The sequence below is a fragment of the Kaistella antarctica genome (assembly GCF_900109615.1).
In the GTDB taxonomy this organism is placed as follows: Bacteria; Bacteroidota; Bacteroidia; order Flavobacteriales; family Weeksellaceae; genus Kaistella; species Kaistella antarctica.
Map to the genome: position 1 here is coordinate 467,381 of NZ_FOIX01000004.1, position 20,174 is coordinate 487,554.

16 protein-coding genes and 1 tRNA gene are annotated in these 20,174 nt (G+C 36.2%); 2 read left to right on the forward strand and 15 right to left on the reverse strand.

The genetic code is table 11. The annotated features are described in order from the left end of the window. Positions 1 to 76: 76 nt before the first annotated feature. On the reverse strand, positions 77 to 3,904 hold the full coding sequence (gene rpoB / locus BMX49_RS13730; protein WP_034719180.1) for a DNA-directed RNA polymerase subunit beta: 3,828 nt from the start codon (positions 3,902 to 3,904) through the stop codon (positions 77 to 79). Positions 3,905 to 4,541: 637 nt separating this feature from the next. Here rpoB and BMX49_RS13735 point away from each other — a divergent pair. After that, entirely contained in the window at positions 4,542 to 5,801 is a 1,260-nt protein-coding gene (locus BMX49_RS13735; protein WP_034719177.1) for a putative DNA modification/repair radical SAM protein, read from the forward strand. After that, positions 5,802 to 6,566, forward strand: a complete 765-nt coding sequence (locus BMX49_RS13740) for a TIGR03915 family putative DNA repair protein (protein ID WP_034719175.1) — start codon at positions 5,802 to 5,804, stop codon at positions 6,564 to 6,566. It abuts the gene before it with no gap. 86 nt (positions 6,567 to 6,652) lie between these two features. On the opposite strand, the gene BMX49_RS13745 is transcribed toward BMX49_RS13740, so the two are convergent. The 14 genes from BMX49_RS13745 to tuf form a co-directional block, all read right to left on the reverse strand. Beyond that, positions 6,653 to 7,210, reverse strand: a complete 558-nt coding sequence (locus BMX49_RS13745) for a phage tail-like protein (RefSeq protein ID WP_034719173.1) — start codon at positions 7,208 to 7,210, stop codon at positions 6,653 to 6,655. Between the two features lie 64 nt (positions 7,211 to 7,274). Further along, positions 7,275 to 10,118, reverse strand: a complete 2,844-nt coding sequence (locus BMX49_RS13750) for a phage tail-like protein (protein ID WP_126337155.1) — start codon at positions 10,116 to 10,118, stop codon at positions 7,275 to 7,277. A 497-nt stretch (positions 10,119 to 10,615) separates the two neighbouring features. Further along, positions 10,616 to 11,260 (reverse strand): hypothetical protein, encoded by a 645-nt coding sequence (locus tag BMX49_RS13755; protein ID WP_034719169.1) that lies wholly within the window; start codon positions 11,258 to 11,260, stop codon positions 10,616 to 10,618. 122 nt (positions 11,261 to 11,382) lie between these two features. After that, positions 11,383 to 11,952, reverse strand: coding sequence for a phage tail-like protein (locus tag BMX49_RS13760; protein ID WP_034719167.1), 570 nt, complete (start codon positions 11,950 to 11,952; stop codon positions 11,383 to 11,385). Between the two features lie 82 nt (positions 11,953 to 12,034). Next, positions 12,035 to 14,371: a phage tail-like protein gene (locus BMX49_RS13765; RefSeq protein ID WP_051803717.1), complete on the reverse strand. Its 2,337-nt coding sequence runs from the start codon at positions 14,369 to 14,371 to the stop codon at positions 12,035 to 12,037. Positions 14,372 to 14,585: 214 nt separating this feature from the next. Next, positions 14,586 to 15,188, reverse strand: coding sequence for a hypothetical protein (locus BMX49_RS13770; protein WP_170166239.1), 603 nt, complete (start codon positions 15,186 to 15,188; stop codon positions 14,586 to 14,588). Between the two features lie 231 nt (positions 15,189 to 15,419). Beyond that, on the reverse strand, positions 15,420 to 15,785 hold the full coding sequence (gene rplL / locus BMX49_RS13775) for a 50S ribosomal protein L7/L12 (RefSeq protein ID WP_034719163.1): 366 nt from the start codon (positions 15,783 to 15,785) through the stop codon (positions 15,420 to 15,422). A gap of 52 nt (positions 15,786 to 15,837) precedes the next feature. Then, positions 15,838 to 16,440 carry a 50S ribosomal protein L10 gene (gene rplJ, locus BMX49_RS13780; RefSeq protein ID WP_034719161.1) on the reverse strand — a complete coding sequence of 201 codons (603 nt, stop codon included), beginning with the start codon at positions 16,438 to 16,440 and terminating at the stop codon, positions 15,838 to 15,840. A 14-nt stretch (positions 16,441 to 16,454) separates the two neighbouring features. Further along, entirely contained in the window at positions 16,455 to 17,147 is a 693-nt protein-coding gene (gene rplA, locus BMX49_RS13785) for a 50S ribosomal protein L1 (RefSeq protein ID WP_034719159.1), read from the reverse strand. Positions 17,148 to 17,158: 11 nt separating this feature from the next. After that, positions 17,159 to 17,602, reverse strand: coding sequence for a 50S ribosomal protein L11 (gene rplK / locus BMX49_RS13790; RefSeq protein WP_034719157.1), 444 nt, complete (start codon positions 17,600 to 17,602; stop codon positions 17,159 to 17,161). Between the two features lie 262 nt (positions 17,603 to 17,864). Then, positions 17,865 to 18,407, reverse strand: coding sequence for a transcription termination/antitermination protein NusG (gene nusG, locus BMX49_RS13795; RefSeq protein WP_034719153.1), 543 nt, complete (start codon positions 18,405 to 18,407; stop codon positions 17,865 to 17,867). 14 nt (positions 18,408 to 18,421) lie between these two features. Then, positions 18,422 to 18,625 carry a preprotein translocase subunit SecE gene (gene secE / locus BMX49_RS13800; RefSeq protein WP_034719151.1) on the reverse strand — a complete coding sequence of 68 codons (204 nt, stop codon included), beginning with the start codon at positions 18,623 to 18,625 and terminating at the stop codon, positions 18,422 to 18,424. A 13-nt stretch (positions 18,626 to 18,638) separates the two neighbouring features. Then, positions 18,639 to 18,709: transfer RNA gene (locus BMX49_RS13805), tRNA-Trp, on the reverse strand. A 54-nt stretch (positions 18,710 to 18,763) separates the two neighbouring features. Continuing rightward, positions 18,764 to 19,951 carry an elongation factor Tu gene (gene tuf / locus BMX49_RS13810; RefSeq protein WP_034719150.1) on the reverse strand — a complete coding sequence of 396 codons (1,188 nt, stop codon included), beginning with the start codon at positions 19,949 to 19,951 and terminating at the stop codon, positions 18,764 to 18,766. Positions 19,952 to 20,174 lie beyond the last annotated feature (223 nt).

Genomic DNA, 20,174 nt, shown 5'->3' on the forward strand with positions numbered 1-20,174 from the left:
GATTTTAATTTAGATTTTAGATTTTAAGTGAATGCATTGAATATTTCTATTCAAAAAGTATCAATAAAATTTAAAATTATTCTTCCAGTCTTACATCTAGACCAAGTCCTTTCAACTCATGAAGTAATACGTTGAAAGATTCTGGAATACCTGGTTCAGGCATTGCTTCTCCTTTCGCAATCGCTTCGTAAGTTTTTGCTCTACCAATCACGTCATCAGACTTCACCGTCAAGATTTCTCTAAGGATATTCGAAGCACCAAATGCTTCTAGTGCCCAAACCTCCATCTCACCGAATCTTTGTCCACCAAACTGCGCTTTACCACCTAATGGCTGTTGCGTAATCAATGAATAAGGTCCGATTGAACGTGCGTGCATTTTGTCGTCTACCATGTGACCAAGTTTCAACATGTAAATAATTCCAACCGTTGCTGGCTGTGCGAATTTTTCACCTGTTCCACCGTCATATAAGTAAGTGCTACCATATTTTGGTAAACCTGCTTGCTCTGTATATTCTGTAATCTGCTCTAAACTTGCACCGTCGAAAATTGGAGTTGCAAATTTCAACCCTAATTTTTGTCCAGCCCAACCAAGAACGGTTTCATAGATCTGACCGATGTTCATACGAGAAGGTACACCAAGTGGATTCAATACGATATCTACTGGAGTTCCATCTTCTAGGAATGGCATGTCTTCTTCACGTACGATTCTCGATACAATACCTTTGTTACCGTGACGTCCCGCCATTTTATCACCTACGTTTAGTTTACGTTTTTTCGCAACATAAACTTTCGCTAATTTGATGATACCTGCAGGAAGTTCGTCTCCAATTGAGATGGCAAATTTCTCACGGTTTTTAACACCGTTCATGTCGTTGTACTTGATTTTGTAATTGTGAATTAATTGTTTAACCAATTCGTTACGTTCAGCATCAACCGTCCAGTCTGCACCGCTTACGTTTACATAATCTTCAACTGATTGAAGAAGTTTGGTTGTAAACTTCACGCTTTTCCCGATAATCTCTTCAGCTAAATCGTTATTAACTCCCTGCGAAGTTTTACCGTTTACTAAAGTTCCTAATTTTTCAAGAAGTGTTCCTCTTAAGTCATCGAATTTCGCTTTATACGTGTTTTCGATTTCCTCCAATTTCAATTTCTCTTCAGATCTTTTCTTTTTGTCTTTGATATTTCTTGAGAATAACTTCTTGTTAATAACAACTCCTCTTAATGAAGAATCTGCTTTTAACGAAGCATCTTTTACATCTCCAGCTTTGTCACCGAAGATTGCTCTCAATAATTTCTCTTCCGGCGTTGGATCTGATTCTCCTTTTGGAGTAATTTTTCCAATCATGATATCACCAGGCTTCACATCAGCACCGATTCTAATCATACCGTTTTCGTCTAGGTCTTTAGTTGCTTCTTCAGAAATGTTAGGAATATCTGCGGTCAATTCTTCCATACCTAATTTGGTATCACGAACTTCAAGCGTATATTCATCCACGTGAATTGAAGTAAACCAGTCCTCACGAACTACTTTTTCATTAATTACAATTGCATCCTCAAAATTGTACCCTTTCCATGGCATAAATGCTACAGTAAGGTTTCTACCGATGGCTAATTCTCCATTTTCAGTCGCATAACCGTCGCAAAGAACCTGACCAAATTCTACTTTGTCACCTACTCTTACGTTTGGTCTTAAAGTAATGGTCGTACTCTGGTTGGTTTTACGGAATTTGGTTAATTTATATGATTTGGTTCCTGAATCGAAAGACACCAAGTTTTGGTCGTCTGTTCTGTCATATTTAATGGTGATTTTATCAGCATCAACATATTCTACGATTCCTGTTCCTTCAGCATTGATCAAAACTCTTGAGTCAGAAGCAACTTGTTTTTCTAAACCTGTTCCTACAATCGGAGCTTCTGGTTTCAATAATGGAACTGCCTGACGCATCATATTCGATCCCATCAACGCTCTGTTCGCATCATCATGCTCCAAGAAAGGAATTAATGACGCAGAAATACCAGAAATCTGGTTTGGTGCAACATCAATTAAATCAACTTGTTTTGGTTCAACTACAGGATAATCACCGTCTAAACGAGCAATAACTCTTTCAGTAAGAATTGTCCCATCTTCTTTCATTTCGATATTTGCCTGAGCAATCGTTCTGTCTTCTTCATCTTCAGCATTCAAATAAATTTGAGCACCTTTTAAGTCAACTTTACCGTTCTCTACTTTTCTATATGGAGTTTCGATGAAACCTAGCGTATTTATTTTCGCATAAATACCTAAAGATGAAATCAAACCAATGTTTGGTCCCTCTGGAGTTTCAATCGGACAAATACGACCGTAGTGAGTATGGTGAACGTCACGTACCTCAAATCCTGCTCTCTCTCTTGAAAGTCCACCAGGTCCTAGGGCAGAAAGTCTACGCTTGTGCGTGATTTCTGAGAGTGGATTGGTTTGATCCATGAACTGAGACAACTGGTTGGTTCCGAAGAACGAGTTGATTACTGAGGTTAAAGTTTTCGCGTTAACCAAGTCAATCGGAGTAAAGATCTCGTTATCTCTAACGTTCATTCTCTCACGGATTGTTCTGGCGATTCTCGAAAGACCTACTCCGAACTGCCCTGATAATTGCTCACCAACAGTTTTAATACGTCTGTTTGATAAGTGATCAATATCATCAACTTCAGTTTTAGAGTTGACCAATTGAATCAAATGTCTTACGATCGCAATGATATCATCTTTGGTTAAAACTTCAGTTTTTTCAGGAATATTTAATCCTAATTTTTTGTTCAATCGGTAACGACCAACTTCTCCTAATGAATAACGTTGCTCCGAGAAGAATAATTTTTCAATAATTCCACGTGCAGTTTCTTCATCGGGCGGATCTGCGTTACGCAACTGACGATAAATATATTCCACCGCTTCTTTTTCAGAGTTGGTTGGATCTTTTTGTAAAGTGTTTTGGATAATTGAAAATTCATGAGAATTTTCTTTGTGAATCAAAATAGATTTCACACCAGAATCAATAATCATTTCAACATGCTCTTTTTCAAGAACAGTTTCTCTATCTAAGATGATTTCATTTCTTTCAATAGAAACTACTTCACCTGTATCTTCATCAACGAAATCTTCGAACCAAGTGTTCAAAACTCTCGCTGCAAGAACTCTTCCTTCTACTTTTTTCAAAGCTGCTTTAGAAACTTTAATTTCTTCAGCAAGGTCGAATATTTGTAAAATGTCTTTATCAGATTCGTATCCAATCGCTCTTAACAAGGTTGTTAAAGGCAATTTTTTCTTACGATCGATATACGCAAACATCACATTATTAATGTCGGTCGTAAATTCCATCCAAGATCCTTTGAAAGGGATAATTCTAGAATAATACAACTTTGTTCCGTTGGCATGGTACGTTTGACCAAAGAAAACCCCTGGTGAACGGTGTAACTGAGTTACGATAACACGCTCAGCACCATTAATAATAAATGATCCAGACGGCGTCATATAAGGAACTGGTCCTAAATAAACGTCTTGAACTACGGTTTGAAAATCTTCATGTTCCGGGTCGGTACAGTATAATTTCAAACGTGCTTTTAAAGGAACCGAATAGGTTAAACCTCTTTCTACACACTCGTCTCTCGAGTATCGTGGCGAATCTACCAAATAGTCTAAAAATTCTAAAACGAAATTGTTTCTTGAATCAGTAATTGGGAAATTTTCTTCAAAGGTTTTGTACAAAGATTCTTTGAGTCTCTGCTCCGGAAGGGTATCCAACTGGAAAAATTCTTTGAAAGATTGGATCTGAATGTCCAAAAAGTCAGGGGTAATAATTTTTCCTTTTGCTTCAGAAAAATTAATCCTTTGATTAGCCTGAGTTTTAGCGACTGCTTTAGATTTACTCATAAAAAAATTAAAGAATGAGGGTTAAAAAATATTTTGTTTTCAAAATATCAGAAAGAAACTGAAGAAGAAATTAGAGGTTAGACGGTTGATTTTTGGCGCAATCAGGAGAAGTCTTGGCTCTTGGCTCTTTATTCTTGGCTCTTTCTAATTGCAACATCGGTATATCTTTTCACGACGTAGTGCAAAATATTTTCACTGTAATTCTGGCGGTAAATATTATTTGGCTTGATTATAAAAACGAAAAATGCCCTTTCAAAAAATGAAAGAGTTGATAGTCAATATTTTAAAGTCAAGTAAACAATTATATGCGCCAAAATTGACTGCAAAGGTAAGGTATTAATTTGGTTTTCACAAATAACACTCTGATTTTGAACCGTAACCAAATTTCCTGCTGAGGAAAAATAATTTAATTTTTACAGAGAATAAAAATTAACTGGCTAATCGAATTCAAATCTAAAAAATTATTTTCAATAATCATTTAAATGATAATAATATTAACTAAACATTCTTTTTTTTGCTCAAGCAAGACAATTAAAACACTTCATTATTAATGATTTACACCTACTGTTAAACTTCAATAAATTTTTGTTCACTCTCTTCAAAGTTTGTACTTTTGACTCCCTTAATACTATAATTAATGAACTTTCCCCGCCTTCAAGAAAAACTCGAAATCTTAGCTGACGCAGCGAAATATGATGTGTCGTGCTCTTCTAGCGGTGGAAATCGTAAGAATAAAAATGGCGGTTTAGGAGATAGTCACGCTTCAGGAATTTGTCATTCCTATACCGAAGATGGCCGATGTGTTTCTTTGCTGAAAATTCTATTAACCAATCACTGTATTTTTGACTGTGCGTATTGCGTCTCCAGAAAATCGAACGATATTAAAAGAGCTGCGTTCACGGTGGAGGAAGTTGTTGATTTAACGATTAATTTTTATCGTCGTAATTATATTGAAGGTTTATTCTTAAGCTCTGGAATTTTTAAAGATGCTGATACAACCATGGAGCGATTGGTTCGGGTGGCAAAAAAACTTCGAACCGAACATAAATTCAATGGCTACATTCATTTGAAATCGATTCCTGGTGCGAGTGATGAAATAATGAAGGAAGCTGGGTTGTATGCTGATCGACTTTCCATTAATTTAGAAATCCCAACCACGGCAGGATTAAAACTTTTGGCTCCGGAGAAATCACATGATGAAATGATTAAGCCAATGGGTTTTATTAAAAATGAATTGATCTTATATAAAGAGGAAAAGAAAATCTTTAAAAATGTTCCAAAGTTCGCACCAGCCGGACAATCGACCCAAGTTATTGTAGGAGCAACTAATGAAACTGATTTGAAAATTATAAAAGTCGCTGATCATTTCTACAAGAATTTCAATTTAAAAAGAGTTTACTATTCCGGTTACGTGCCGATGTTGGAAGATAAAAGATTACCGTCAATTGATTCACAAGTTCCGATGCTTCGTGAAAACCGCTTATATCAAGCAGATTGGCTGATGCGGTTTTATGGTTTTAAAGCGGATGAGATTTTAGATCAAAGCAATCCGTTTCTGGATTTAGAAGTAGATCCAAAATTGGCTTGGGCGTTAAGGCACCGTGAACAATTTCCGGTCAACATTAATACCGCTACGAAAGAAATGATTTTTAGAATTCCAGGAATTGGCGGAAAATCTGTAAATAAAATTTTACATGCTCGAAAATTCCAAAAACTCAATTTAGAACATCTTAAAAAAATGGGCGTGGCGACGAATCGTGCGAAATATTTTGTTGAATTCGAATCGCAGAATGTATTTACAAAGTATATCGATGATTTTAATTTTAGAAAAATTATTCTTCAAGGAATGAAATTAAAATTCCAAAATCCACATTCTCAACAACTGACGCTTTTTTAAATGACCACGCTTCTTTACGATGGAACTTTTGAAGGTTTAATGACCGCTGTTTTCGAAGTATACGAATATCGTTTTGAACCAGCGACAATTATCGCAACAGAAAATTACCAAAGTGAATCTATTTTTACCGAGCATCATGAAGTAATTACGGATCAACAAAAGGCAGATCGAGTTTTAAAAAAGCTTGAAATCAATTTAGGTAAGAAAGGCGTTTCGCAGTTGCTTCGAGTTTATTTATCCGAAAGTGAACATGCCGAGCGGTTGATTCTTTCCGCAGTTTCTTCATCTATTCAACATCCAAAAGAAAATATCTTAAACAATTTTGCCGCGATTGACATCATGGATATTGCAAAAATCACGAAATCAATCAGTCGGGAAGTTCACCGAATGCATGCGTTCGTTCGTTTTGAAAAATTACAAGATGAAGTTTATTTTTCAAAAATCGAACCCGATTTTAATGTCCTTCCTTTAATTGTAAGCCATTTCAAAAATCGATATCGGGATCAGAAATGGATGATCTATGATTTGAAACGACATTACGGAATTTTTTATGATCTGACTGATGTTCAATTTTTTGAACCTGCCCTAGAACAGACTCAACAGTTGAAAAAAACAGAAAACATCCTTCACGAAGAAGAAATTCAATATCAGAAATTGTGGCAACGATATTTTTTTAAAACGAATATCCCAGAACGAAAAAATTTAAAACTTCATGTTCAGTCTTTGCCGAAAAGGTATTGGAAATATTTAACGGAGAAATTATAATGATAATATGAATTTTATATATCTAAAATTTTGAAGAAATAAAAAAGTCACTCCTTTCGAAGTGACTTCCCTATGATTAGTATCTATTATGGTTTCCAGAAAGACCATTTTGCGCCATTAAAAACGGCTAATCTTTTCTTTCCAGTTTTATTAACATAAACCATCATGCCTGGCGAAGGTTTTGGGATTTTCTGCACATCTGAAACGATTGGTAAGATCATCGCCTTAGTATCAGACTCCAAAACTAAAACTCCATCTGCTACTGAACTTTTCGCTCCGATTATCGCTTTTGCAATTAGTGATTCAGGCGCAGCTAAAATTGATGGTTGAACTGCTAGGTGATCGATTGGGTTAACAAGATTAGCATCTTGTCCGCTAAGATCGACCCACGAACTTCCGTTGTAAAATTTAACCCTTGCCGAGGTGGGTCTCGTTGCATCTAAAATAATAGCACCTTCGGTTAGAGCATTTGATGTAGGCAGTTCTCGTACATAGGGAAGAATTAAACCTTTGTTTTGGCCAGCTGCAAAATCAAGTAAAACAGAAGTTTTATCGGTTGTAGTTCCCAATGCATCGCCGATAATTACTTGGGCCTTAATGCCCGTTATCATTCCAAGCAATATAATTGTGATTATATTTTTCATTTATTGTTTTTTGAGATTATTTTAATTAAGAAGGGAAATCTAGTATCGCTTCTAAAGTTTTTATTTACGGACAGGTTGCGGTACTAAAACAGTTCCATGCCGTTCCATTATAAATTTTCAAACATTTGGAGAAGGTGTCGTAAATCATCATACCTTCAACTGGATTTGTAACATTTGCGATATAATTCACTGCTGCTGACTGGGCCGGATCACTCGTCATTCTTGTAATAACCAATCCTTTTTGATTGGATTCTAAAACAGTATGCGCAGAAGTTCTGACCATTGGCCAATTACCATTATTGGAACCTGCGCGTTGCAGCAAAGTAATACCATGGTTACTAGGAATTCCCTTGTCGGTCATATTCGGATCATTGTAGCATACACATTCAGTAACAGTTACCAAAATAGGATCTGAAATCTTAGGAACAGTCGCACAACCCAAGGTTGATTTTAAAGTATAGGTAACCGTGTAAGTTTCATTTGCTATTGGGGATACGATAATGCTGTTAGCGTTATCACCAACTGTATTGCCACCACTATCTTTCCAAATAAAATCATACAAATTTTCTGGAATTGCAATAGATAAAGTTGTAGCATCTTCTACACAAATGTTTGCTGGATTTGCGTAAGGTTCGGGGAAAATAGTTACGCCCTGTCTTAAATCTACTGTTTGTTCTGTGAAACCACAATCTGTTATCACACGTACTTTATAAGTGCCAGAACTAAGATTTTCAAATAAAAACTCTACTGCTGTTGGAGCCAAAACACCACTTGTTTGCGTTGGCGTATCAGTATCTGGATTTAAAGTATCTGCCCATATGCTGTATGTAATTCCACCTATGGGAATTCCTGTCGCTTCGATACTGAGAATGCCTGAGTCATTATTATTGGTATCGCAAAATGAAGAGGTTGTTGAAAAAGCCACTTGCTCATAAGGTGGTACTGTAACAGCAACTTTGTATTCTCGATTTAACTTTAATTGCTTAATATCCGATTGCCAGTTATTTTGATCAAAATCGCCTTTGTCTCGAAGTGGTGCTCTAAAGCGCGCGTTGGAAAATTTAATAAAATATTCTCCAGGTGGGATCGCGCTAAATTGACCACTATATTTGTTAGTAGGATTCTCAGCGGCATTCCGGACTAAGGCTCCAAGTGATCCATTGTTATTCTTGTAAAGTTCAGTAAAAACAAAATCTGCAACACCAGTTTCATTTAAATCAAACATTATATCGGATTTGTCACAACCAGTATTAAATGTTATGCTTGGATTATAGGTAGCAGGCGCTTTTAATTCTATAGTTCTTGTAACAAAATAATCACAGGCATCAGTTAACGTAACAACATAATTCCCTAAAGGCAAATTTCCAATGTTAGGATGATTAGACCATGTATGTGCCGGAACTAGTGATTTTGGATAAATGACATCAAATGGAAAAGTGTAATTAAATGTTCCACCTAATTCATATGGGTGAGCTGCGACAATTGTAGTATTCCCTTCTTCTCTATTGATCGTCGCAGTGATGGGAAAATTGAGCGGCTCTGTACTACCCCAAGTGCCACCATTTTCACCCCTAATCTCAATAGTAGAAGTTCCTTGTAGCAGTGAATTTGCTTCTCTTAAAGTTGATTTAGTTAATGGGTTATTATACACCCCATCTGCAAGAAATATTTTTTCTACCGTATGGCAATCATCCATTGCAACCAACTTATATCGTTCATTTAAATCTAAACCACGTATAATGAATCCACCACCAGTAACACTTAGCTGGGTAACATTTGTAAATTGTTGGGTTTGTACATAGGTCCCAGAATTAAAAGGACTCTCTTTTAATAAGGTCAGTGAATTATTTGTTTGGAATGCAAATGAAAATGGGGCACCAGGAGGACGTTCAGTGATTAAGCCAGAAACTAAAACATCATTTGTAGACACGCAGTTCGTTTGAGATCCGATTAAATTAACACTTAAGAAATCATCAAATTGTGGTGAGATACTTGGTACTGTAAAATCACTTCTACTCACTGTGTTGCAACCATCAGTAACTCGAATATCAGTAATTAAATCGCCCGGAGATAATTCTGTAAAATTAAACGCTCCACCCCCACTGCTGCTGCTGCTAATCGGAACACCATTTTTCTTAGCTGTTGCCGCACCTGTTTTTTTAAGACCTGGTGAATAACCATTTATAACAGCAAATCTATATGTTACTTTACCGCAAGTAGTTTCATCTGGTCTAAATCTATCATAATAAAAATTTAGTGGATTAGAAATAGTTGAGGCTACTGTTGCACTTTGTGTCACCGCACTTGGGCATCCTGTACTATTGTCGGTAACTCGAACGTTATATTCGCCGGCAGATAAATTATTGAAAGTAAAACTTCTTGTTGTAATACTGCCTGAAGTAGCTTTTATAGCACCATTTAAAATTAAATCATAAACAAATGGCCCTGTCCCCCCAGTGTGACTTGCGACAACAGATCCGTCGGGAGGATTCATTGTATCAGTACTGGCGCAAGATGTATTAGTTCTAGATGTACTTATAACCATAGGATTGTATCTTGTAGTAACCATAATGTTATCAACTGTCGTTGCAACCATACCAGTTCTCATTACTCGGACAGAATATTTACCTGGTAATAGGTTCAGGAACGTCATGTTACCAGAATTATTTAATGGCAGAAATTCAATGGTATTGCCAGCAGCATCTTGTAAAGTGGCAAAAGCCTGTGGCCCCGTGCAATTAGTGGCACCTGTAACAGATACATTAATCTTACCATCTTGTGTACAAGTTCCCTGTATAGGGGTGGCTGTAAAATTGGTTATATCGCATTGGGCTTTTAATGTTCCGAAAGAAACAAAGATCGCAAGTGCAAATAGAAGTGAAAAGGTCTTTGAAATTATTCTATTCATTATCGTGTTTGTGATGGTACTGATAAACAAATTATCAGAATCGTTTAAGGTTTTTTTAAGTAAATTTTGTACAGCCAATAGGTAAAACCAAAAATTATATCAACAATTTTATGGTCAGTTTTAATTGAATGCTTGTTAAGAAAATGGTGGTCGCACTCTCTAAAATTTAAATTTGGAACTCATTCCTTCTAAAGTTTATCATTATGAAGAACTGTAAATTTGAATCCGAAATTTAATTGGAGAATCACCATTTGGTGCAGCACTACTATATCTTTAATTATTTATTATGTATTAACTAATTTTTATCGTAGGTGCAAAATTTTTGCTGATATATTTTTTACAGTAGATATTTTTTTTTCAAAATATAATTTTATTGATTAATTTAGAAACTTTCAACACCACATACCATCTATAATTTCAATAAAATTTGAGATGTTTTTAAGGGTGTCAAATAAAATTATAACATTAAAGAGGACGATTTAAGTTCTTATCCGATTTTAAATCATAACATGTTCTAATTGCGATTTGTAATAAATCTGTGGAGGTCCGCGTAGGGAAGAACTGCGGTATTTGCCAAATTGCAAATAAGAAAGTGAAGTATAATATTTTTGTTCGACTAATTGGTTTTTAAAAAATATTATAGGTTGAGATATCGTAATTCCAAGAATCAGCCCACGAAAGGAATAGTGAGACGAGGAAATTAAAACCATACTAAATTTCATCCCTAAAGATCCCTTTATGTTTTCTTTAGTTGGAACATTTGAGTAGCGCTTTGTTACGCTGATATTGGGTCGTATTTTGTTTGTTCGTTCTTTCTGCTCTTTTTTTATTTTCGCAGCCTGTTTAGAAATAGAAGAAATTTTTATTTCATCAAGCTCATCTTTAGACACCGTCTTTTTTAAAGTTATTTTTTTAATCTCTTCGGTGTGAATATAGGAAGTACCAAAAACTACTGCACCACCAATCACATAAAGAACTTCTTTATGATTTTCCTCTTGCACCGCTGTTGTAATTTCTGTCGAAAAAAACAATGCTGGCTTCAGTAAAAACGAAAATAGGCCTATAAAAAAAAAGAATCTAATGGTAGACTCTCTTTGATCTAAGGTTGATTTGGAATCGGCAACGAAAAGTCTGTTTAACAAAATTCAGTAATTACTTCGTAATCATTAATTAAATAATAATTATTTGCAATAATACTTTAAATATTTCACTATAACAATTAAAAATCACTCCTAAGGAGTGATTTTTATCAATAATATTTTTTCTATGGTTTCCAGAAAGACCATTTTGCGCCATTAAAAACGGCAAGTCGTTTTTTAAAATTGGGCGTCACACCTTTAACGTAAACCATCATTCCTGGAGAAGGACTTAGAATATTTTGCACATCATCAACAATGGGTAAAATCATTGCTTTGGTAGTGGATTCTAAAACCAACACACCATCTGCGTTTGAGCTTACCGCGCCAATAATTGCTTTGGAACTGATTTCTAGAACGCCGGTTGGTTGACTTATTAAAGCCCCACTTACATCCGCGTCTTGTCCACTCAAATCCAGCCATCCGTTTGTTCCAGGATCGGTGTTCGCGTTGTAAAGTTTCATTCTTGCGTTAGTCGCAACACTTGCATCCAACAAAATAGTACCTTCTACACGTGTTGGTAGAGTGGTTGGAAGTGTTCTTACATAAGGAACAATGATCCCTTTATCTTGATTAGCTGCGAAATCTAATAAGACGGAGGTTTTTGATCCTGGTGTTCCGACAGCGTCTCCAATAATTACCTGTGCGTTAACACCTATTATTAGTGTAAATAATACACTTGTGAGTATCTTTTTCATCTTGTTTTATAATTTTGAGTTATTGAAAGGAGGAATATATTATAAACTCAATTTAAATATCTTCCTCGGTAATTAATTTAAATTAAGGACAACCAGGTTTATTAAAGCAACTCCAAATGCCGTCTGCATAAATTTTTAGACAGTGCATATTTGTATCGTACGTCATCATTCCTTCTCGTGGCGCAGTAATTCCGGCAATCTGTGATGTTGTCATTCTGGTGATTACAAATCCCTTGGAGTTGGATTCTAATACAGTGAACGCTGAAGTTCTGATCATCGGCCAATTACCATTATCGGAACCAGCTCGCTGTAGCAAAGTGATGCCATGCTCTGCAGGACTTCCTAAATTCAAAGTATTCTGAGGATTAAAACAAGCAAGTGTTACTACTACGATATTGTTTTTCTTAATATTATTACATGAACCACCCAAGCCATTGTTTGCACATTCATAATAAGGATCAGTGGGAGGAATTGTAATATTTGGATTTGTAGCGTCTGGATCGGTAACATCATTGGTGCGTAAAATTGCAGCTTCTACCTGTTGGTTACCTGCGACAGCTACATTCGAAACCGTTACGTTGATGATATAGGTAATTTCGCACCCACTTATAAGATTTAGCTTTGATGAGTACGTACTGGTACCTGCATTGTAAGTCATAGCAACACTTTCTGTACCACATCCTGCGACAAACTGAATATTCTGTGGTGACAAACCGGCGGGAACTTTAAATAGGAAAGGAGCACCGACCACATCGCTCGGTCCACCGTTTTTTACTTTAATGGTATACGAAACTTGGTCGCCTACTAAAACGCTTGTTTGGTTTGGGGTAATGGAGTTAACCATTAGATCGGCACTTTTCACCATAACACTGGTTATAACGGTCGCCTCTTCGGCTTTTATAAAAGTCCAGGTGTCAATCGCTTTTTCATCGCCAAACAAACCGCTTGAACCACCATTTGAACTACTTCCCCATTTGTGACCATTCGTAACACTAGATATACCAGCACTGTTATTTATAGGCGTAGGTACACTACCTGTAGTTGTACCTGTAATCCCAGTATCATTCCAATATACAATATCCGAAACTGGGAAGACTACTGGATTGGGGAGCGTATTTAATTGAACATGATCAAGTAATTGCACAATAGTTCCCCTTTTATTGTATTCCATATCAATGTAAGGGAAATGGACTTCAGCACCTTGTAAGCGTGTTGTAATTTTTACAGGATAAGTACCAACTGGCGATGCTGCACCACTTCCATCTTTTCCATCCCAAAAAATTTGATTTGTACCAGCAGATGATGGGCCATTTAATACTCGAGGAACAAAAGCAGGATTTGCTGGTGTAGCTTGTACGGTAATGCTGTAAGTGCCTTGTACATCTGCATCAAACTTTATGTAACCCCCCTTCTTACTCACTTGTCCCACAACACCTTCCACACCGACAATTGAGACCTGTGTAACATGTGGAGTGACCACTGGATTTTTAAGCCATGTACTAGGGACAGACAGTAAACTGGGAACGGCGCCAACAGATGAGGTGGGAAGATCGTTACTTGGCAAGGTATAAAACATTTTATGCGTAATGTTTTTTGCCGTATCTGCTGTATTAGGATTATGTACTTTACCAGCTAAAAAACCTGGTGAAGAACCGTTTAAACTTTTATAAATTGGATTTTGCATAGAGTCAATAAAACCGTTGTTATTGACAAAAAAGGTAAAGTAAATTCCATTATTCCCGTTGTTATTAACGCGATAAGTATACCCATCTTTTGTTAGCGCATAAATTAGTCCGTAAAAACCGTCAGTACTAACGTTACTTAGACCGTTGCTTAAATTTAATATATTAGTGTAAACTCTACCAGGAATAAAAGCAGAATTGCCCGCATTGATTACTGAAACATCCCAAGCCATTATACCGACGCTATTATCTTGGACCCAATTGCTGTTCGCTAGGACCGTATAATCCGGATTGGTTGTACCTCTTGCAACAAATTCTACGCGGTAAATTCCTGCCTTTACAACTTTGTAATAAATAGGAGTATACCTTCCTGATACAATTCCTCCAAACAACTGTGGACCAGCTTTTTCTTCACTTCTATTCGAAATTAAACCTGCTACGGTATTGTTGTTGACAACTATAGCTCCATCTGGCGCGATTAGTCTGATTCTGGAAGTTGCGCCAGCATCCTGCGCACTGGATGCTAAAGTAATTCGCTCGCCTACTTCTGCATAGACATAATGAACTCCTTGATTTGGAAAAGGCCAGTTCTCGGTCGCAGTTAAGCTTGATCGAAGATAAGCTCGTAAACCTGTGGCTCCATTAGGATAAAGATCTTTCGACCCATCCGCATATATAAAACTACTGCTGAGTACGGATACGAAGAGCAGTATCTTTAAAAAGATATTTTTTTTCATTTTGTGTGTGTTTGTGTTTGCTAAATGTCAAGAGTTCCTACTATTCACTAATTAAACTCTTTGAGTTTTTGATAGTTCATCTCATGATCATTCAAGGTCACATAAAAGTATTTCTTTCGAAAATTTCACCAACTTGAGATAAGTAATCAAATTAATGCCTATATGAAATCTTATGCGATTTATTCCTCGAAATGGATCTGAATTGAAAGTGAAATTATACAAAAAAGGCTGGCGGTGCACGCAGAGAAGAACTTCGGAAGTTTCCGAATTGCAAATAAGAAAGGGAAATGAATAATTTCTGCTTTTCTATGTATAACGGTAACAAACGCGCAAACTCAATGGTAGATGTAAAATCCCCCAAAAATTTAAAAGAATATGCTGCGAGCGCCATTTCTCCCGAATAACTGTCGGAAGAATTTATTAAAAAAAAATATGATTGATCAGCAAGAAAATAATTAAAATTAATTCGCGAATTAACTTGCTCCTGAATTTTTTTAATTCTTTGATCTCTCGAGATATGATGATCTTTAATTTGCGCTGATATTGTTGCAATCTTCTCTTCGTTATTGCCGTTTTTTGGTTTTGGAGAAGCAGTAAGTTTTGCTACGCGCTCGCTAGACTGCTGCACCTCGCCATACAGTATAGCGTTGCCTTCAATATAAATAAAATCGTGACTGGTAGTAGAAATTACGGGAAGTTGTTCCGTCCCAAAATAAAATAAGGGAGTGGAACATAAAAATAGCAGGATGACTCGCATTTTAAAAAAGCGCTGCCAAATACTATATTTCCATGATGGAATATATATATTTTTTTTCAAAATTGTGTTTGTGTTTGTGTTTGTGTTTTCGAATTGCCCTTCCGAAAAAGATTAATTCTAAAACAAAACTACAATACGCATCCCAAGAAAAAAAATTTTTTCTTATTTAATAATCTTAAAATCAAAAATAGGGTGATTTAACCCTAAGTGAAAAAACTGTATGTGATCTAAAAAAGATTCAAAAAAAGCCGCTTCCCAAAGGAACCGGCTTAATTAAAAGGTCGAGTAGAATTATTTAACTTCTACTTCAGCACCAGCTTCTTCTAATTGTTTTTTCAAAGCTTCAGCTTCGTCTTTAGAGATACCTTCTTTGATTGCAGTCGGAGCTGAATCAACCATATCTTTCGCTTCTTTCAAACCTGCACCAGTTAAATCTTTAACTAATTTTACAACTGCTAATTTAGAAGCACCTGCAGCTTTCAAGATTACATCGAATTCAGTTTTTTCTTCTACTGCTTCTCCACCACCTGCAACAGCAGCAACAGCTACAGCAGCTGGTTCGATTCCGTACTCATCCTTAAGGATAGTAGCTAATTCATTTACGTCTTTGACGGTTAAGTTTACAAGCGTTTCCGCTAAGTTTTTTAAATCTGACATTTTGATAATGTTTTAATTGTTGAACGATTTATTTTGAGTTTTTTGAGTCTAATTACTCTGCACTTGGTGCGTCTTTAGCTTCAGTGCTTGCTTCTGGAGCAGCTTCTGCAGCTGGAATTTCTTCCGCTTTAACTTCTTCAGCTTCTGGAGTAGCTTCTTCAGCATTTTCCTTAGCTTCGTCTTTATTTTGAAGTGCAGATAGAACATTTCTAAGTGGAGATTGAAGCAATGTGATGATTTCACCAATCATTTCTTCTCTAGACTTGATGCTAACTAAAGCAGCCAAGTTTTCGTCGCCAACATAGAACGTTTCTTGTAAGTAAGCAGATTTCAAAGCTGGAACTTCTGCTTTTTTTCTGAATCCTTGAATCAACTTTGCCGGAGCATTAGCTGTTTCCGAAATCATAATAGCCGAGTTACCTTTGAAAGTTGGGAACATCTCTGAGTAATCTACTCCTTCGATTTGTTCCAATGCTTTTTGTAACAAAGTGTTTTTTACAACTTTTAGTGTGATATTTTGTTTAAATGCTTGTCTTCTAAAATCTGAAGTCGCAGCAGCATTCATTCCTTCTAGACTTGCTACATAAACCACTTTCGCGTCTTGTAACACTTCCTTTAATTCTTGTATTACTAATACTTTAGCTTCTTTTGTCATTGTCTTACAGATTATTAGTTTACAGATTTAGCATCAATTGCAATACCCGGACTCATGGTAGAAGACAAATAAATGCTTCTTACATAAATACCTTTAGAGGCAGTTGGTTTCAATTTCATCAATGTCTGAATTAATTCAGCAGCATTTTCTTTAATTTGAGCAGCATCAAAAGATACCTTACCGATTCCAGCATGGATAATACCATATTTATCAACTTTAAAATCAATCTTACCTGATTTCACTTCAGATACTGCTTTACCGATATCCATCGTTACAGTTCCTGATTTAGGGTTAGGCATTAGACCTCTTGGACCTAAAATTCTACCCAATGGACCTAATTTACCCATAACAGCTGGCATGGTAACGATCACGTCAACATCTGTCCAACCATCTTTAATTTTCTGTAAATATTCGTCAAGACCTACATAATCAGCACCAGCTTCTTTTGCTTCTGCTTCTTTATCAGGTGTTACTAAAGCCAAAACTTTAACATCCTTACCAGTTCCGTGTGGAAGAGAAACTACTCCTCTTACCATTTGATTCGCTTTTCTAGGATCAACTCCTAATCGAACAGCGATGTCTACGGAAGCATCGAATTTTGCTGTGTTTACTTCTTTCACCAAAGCCGAAGCTTCGTCAAGTGTGTAAACTTTATTTTTTTCTATTTTGCTTAAAGCTTCTTTCTGCTTTTTTGTCAATTTTGCCATTTCTATTAGTTTTAAGCGTTAGTTGGTTTAGTTCCTGTTACTCTCAATCCCATAGATCTTGCAGTTCCTGCAACCATAGTAAGGGCGCCATCGATAGTAAAGCAATTAAGATCTACCATTTTATCTTCGGCAATTTTTTTAACTTGTTCCCAAGATACACCACCAACTTTAAGTCGGTTTGGCTCTCCTGAACCTTTTTTCTGCTTAGAAGCTTCTAAAAGTTGGATTGCTACGGGTGGAGTTTTAATAACGAATTCAAATGATTTGTCTTCGAATACTGTAATTACTACAGGTAAAACTTGTCCCGGCTTGTCTTGAGTTCTTCCGTTAAATTGCTTACAAAACTCCATAATGTTCACCCCGGCAGAACCCAAAGCTGGACCTACTGGTGGAGATGGATTTGCTGCTCCTCCTTTTACTTGGAGCTTAACCATTTTAAAGACTTTTTTAGCCATTTTGATTTTTTAAAAATTAATAATTTATGAATGTGGAAGCATTTATAAATCTGCAAAGAAGTGATCTTATCTCACCACTCTACATTTCGGATTGCAAAATTAAGATTTTTTTTCGATTACACAAGAATTAATTTGATGAAATCCTAAACAAATCACATAATAGTTTCCTACAATCCAATCGCTTAGAAGAAGCGCATCATTATTTAAATAAAAATCCATCTTAATTTGATTAAGATGGATTTTCGATATTTTTAAAAGTAATTTAAACTTTCTCTACTTGCATAAAACTTAATTCCATCGGAGTTTTACGTCCGAAGATCATTACTGAAACTTCTATTTTCTTTTTTTCCTCATGTAATTTCTCAACAGTACCGTTGAAACCATTAAAAGGTCCATCGATTACTTTTACGTTCTCACCCACTACGAAAGGAATGGCGGTTTCGTGTGCGAACTCAGAAAGCTCATCCATTCTACCTAACATTCTATTCACTTCAGATTTACGCATTGGTACAGGATCACCACCTTTGGTTGAACTCAAAAAAGAAATAACTCCTGGAATATTTTTGATGATGTGAGGAATTTCTCCTACAAGATTTGCCTCAACCATTAAGTATCCTGGGTAATATGGTTTTTCTTTGGGAACCTTTTTACCATTTCTAATCTGGATTACTTTTTCCATAGGAATGACCACCTGAGTTACGAAATCTTCGAAACCGTAATGCTTCATTTCGTTCTCAATATAAGTTTTCACTTTATTTTCCTGTCCACTGATGGATTTCAGAACATACCACTTCAAGTCACTCATTTTGGAAAATAATTTTAATTGAACAGATTGATAAAGAGCGAAATTATATTCGCAATAGATTTACTGAACAATGAATCAACACCAAAAACAAAAAGCGCTAAAATCACTGTACCAATAGTTACAACTACGGTTGATGACTGTAGCTCTGGCCACTTCGGCCATTCTACTTTATCTTTGAATTCAAAATAAGAACCTTTAATAAAATCTACTAAACTCATTATCATTTATTTGCACGGGCACAAGGACTCGAACCCTGATCAACGGTTTTGGAGACCGGTATCCTACCATTGGACGATGCCCGTAGATTAAAAAAAGTTCCGTGGTTTCCCTACGGAACTTTAATATTTATTTAGAAATTAATCTAAGATTTCAGTTACCTGACCAGCACCAACTGTTCTACCTCCTTCTCTGATCGCAAATCTAAGACCTACGTTAAGAGCGATTGGCTGTAACAATTCTACTGTAATTGTTAAGTTGTCTCCTGGCATTACCATTTCTACACCTTCTGGTAAGAAGATTTCACCTGTAACGTCAGTAGTTCTTACGTAGAACTGTGGACGGTATTTGTTGTGGAACGGAGTGTGACGACCACCTTCTTCTTTTGAAAGAACATAAACCTCAGCTTTGAAGTGTTTGTGTGGTTTCACTGAACCAGACTTAACGATAACCATACCTCTTTTGATGTCGGTTTTTTCAATACCTCTTAATAAGATACCTACGTTATCTCCCGCTTCACCTCTGTCTAGAATTTTACGGAACATTTCTACTCCAGTTACAGTTGATGTTAATTTTTCATCACCCATACCTACGATATCTACACCATCTCCAGTGTTGATAACTCCTGCTTCAATTCTACCAGTTGCAACTGTACCACGACCTGTGATAGAGAATACATCTTCGATAGGCATCAAGAATGGTTTGTCAACGTCTCTAGTTGGAAGTTCAATCCAAGTATCAACCGCTTCCATTAATTCTTCGATTTTTTCTACCCATTTCGGCTCACCGTTAAGTCCACCTAAAGCAGAACCTTGAATTACTGGTGTGTTATCACCATCATAGTCATATGAAGAAAGAAGTTCTCTTACTTCCATTTCTACTAGTTCTAATAATTCCGCATCGTCAACCATGTCAACTTTGTTCATAAATACAAGTACGTTAGGAACGTTTACTTGACGACAAAGAAGGATATGCTCTCTAGTTTGAGGCATTGGTCCGTCTGTAGAAGCAACTACCAAGATAGCACCATCCATTTGAGCAGCACCTGTAACCATGTTTTTCACATAGTCGGCGTGACCTGGACAGTCTACGTGAGCGTAGTGTCTGTTTGCAGTTTCATATTCAATGTGTGAAGTATTGATTGTAATACCTCTTTCTTTTTCTTCTGGTGCAGAATCGATTGTAGAGAAATCTCTAGCAGTTCCGAATCCTTTGTCAGATAACACCTTGCTGATTGCAGCAGTAAGTGTAGTTTTACCATGGTCTACGTGACCGATGGTACCAATGTTCAAGTGTGGTTTGTTACGATTAAACGTTTCCTTTGCCATGATATAAATTATTTATTAATTATTATTCCTTTTTTCAGTGCGCAAATATAGTCATTTTTTGAATATTGAAAACCTTTTTAAATAAAAAGTTCAAAATTCAAAAGAATTATTTGCACATTACTGCATATAAGGGAAATACAGGACTGCAAATTTAGGGAAAAAATTTTATTTGAGAAAATCCTAAACTGTATTTATAAAAACTTTATGTTTTCAGAGAGAAATA

What these genes read in the sequence shown, in the direction of transcription:
- rpoB (WP_034719180.1), bottom strand. Translation starts at nt 3,904, where the DNA reads ATGAGTAAATCTAAAGCAGTCGCTAAAACTCAGGCTAATCAAAGGATT.
- BMX49_RS13735 (WP_034719177.1), top strand. Translation starts at nt 4,542, where the DNA reads ATGAACTTTCCCCGCCTTCAAGAAAAACTCGAAATCTTAGCTGACGCA.
- BMX49_RS13740 (WP_034719175.1), top strand. Translation starts at nt 5,802, where the DNA reads ATGACCACGCTTCTTTACGATGGAACTTTTGAAGGTTTAATGACCGCT.
- BMX49_RS13745 (WP_034719173.1), bottom strand. Translation starts at nt 7,210, where the DNA reads ATGAAAAATATAATCACAATTATATTGCTTGGAATGATAACGGGCATT.
- BMX49_RS13750 (WP_126337155.1), bottom strand. Translation starts at nt 10,118, where the DNA reads ATGAATAGAATAATTTCAAAGACCTTTTCACTTCTATTTGCACTTGCG.
- BMX49_RS13760 (WP_034719167.1), bottom strand. Translation starts at nt 11,952, where the DNA reads ATGAAAAAGATACTCACAAGTGTATTATTTACACTAATAATAGGTGTT.
- BMX49_RS13765 (WP_051803717.1), bottom strand. Translation starts at nt 14,371, where the DNA reads ATGAAAAAAAATATCTTTTTAAAGATACTGCTCTTCGTATCCGTACTC.
- rplL (WP_034719163.1), bottom strand. Translation starts at nt 15,785, where the DNA reads ATGTCAGATTTAAAAAACTTAGCGGAAACGCTTGTAAACTTAACCGTC.
- rplJ (WP_034719161.1), bottom strand. Translation starts at nt 16,440, where the DNA reads ATGACAAAAGAAGCTAAAGTATTAGTAATACAAGAATTAAAGGAAGTG.
- rplA (WP_034719159.1), bottom strand. Translation starts at nt 17,147, where the DNA reads ATGGCAAAATTGACAAAAAAGCAGAAAGAAGCTTTAAGCAAAATAGAA.
- rplK (WP_034719157.1), bottom strand. Translation starts at nt 17,602, where the DNA reads ATGGCTAAAAAAGTCTTTAAAATGGTTAAGCTCCAAGTAAAAGGAGGA.
- nusG (WP_034719153.1), bottom strand. Translation starts at nt 18,407, where the DNA reads ATGAGTGACTTGAAGTGGTATGTTCTGAAATCCATCAGTGGACAGGAA.
- secE (WP_034719151.1), bottom strand. Translation starts at nt 18,625, where the DNA reads ATGAGTTTAGTAGATTTTATTAAAGGTTCTTATTTTGAATTCAAAGAT.
- tuf (WP_034719150.1), bottom strand. Translation starts at nt 19,951, where the DNA reads ATGGCAAAGGAAACGTTTAATCGTAACAAACCACACTTGAACATTGGT.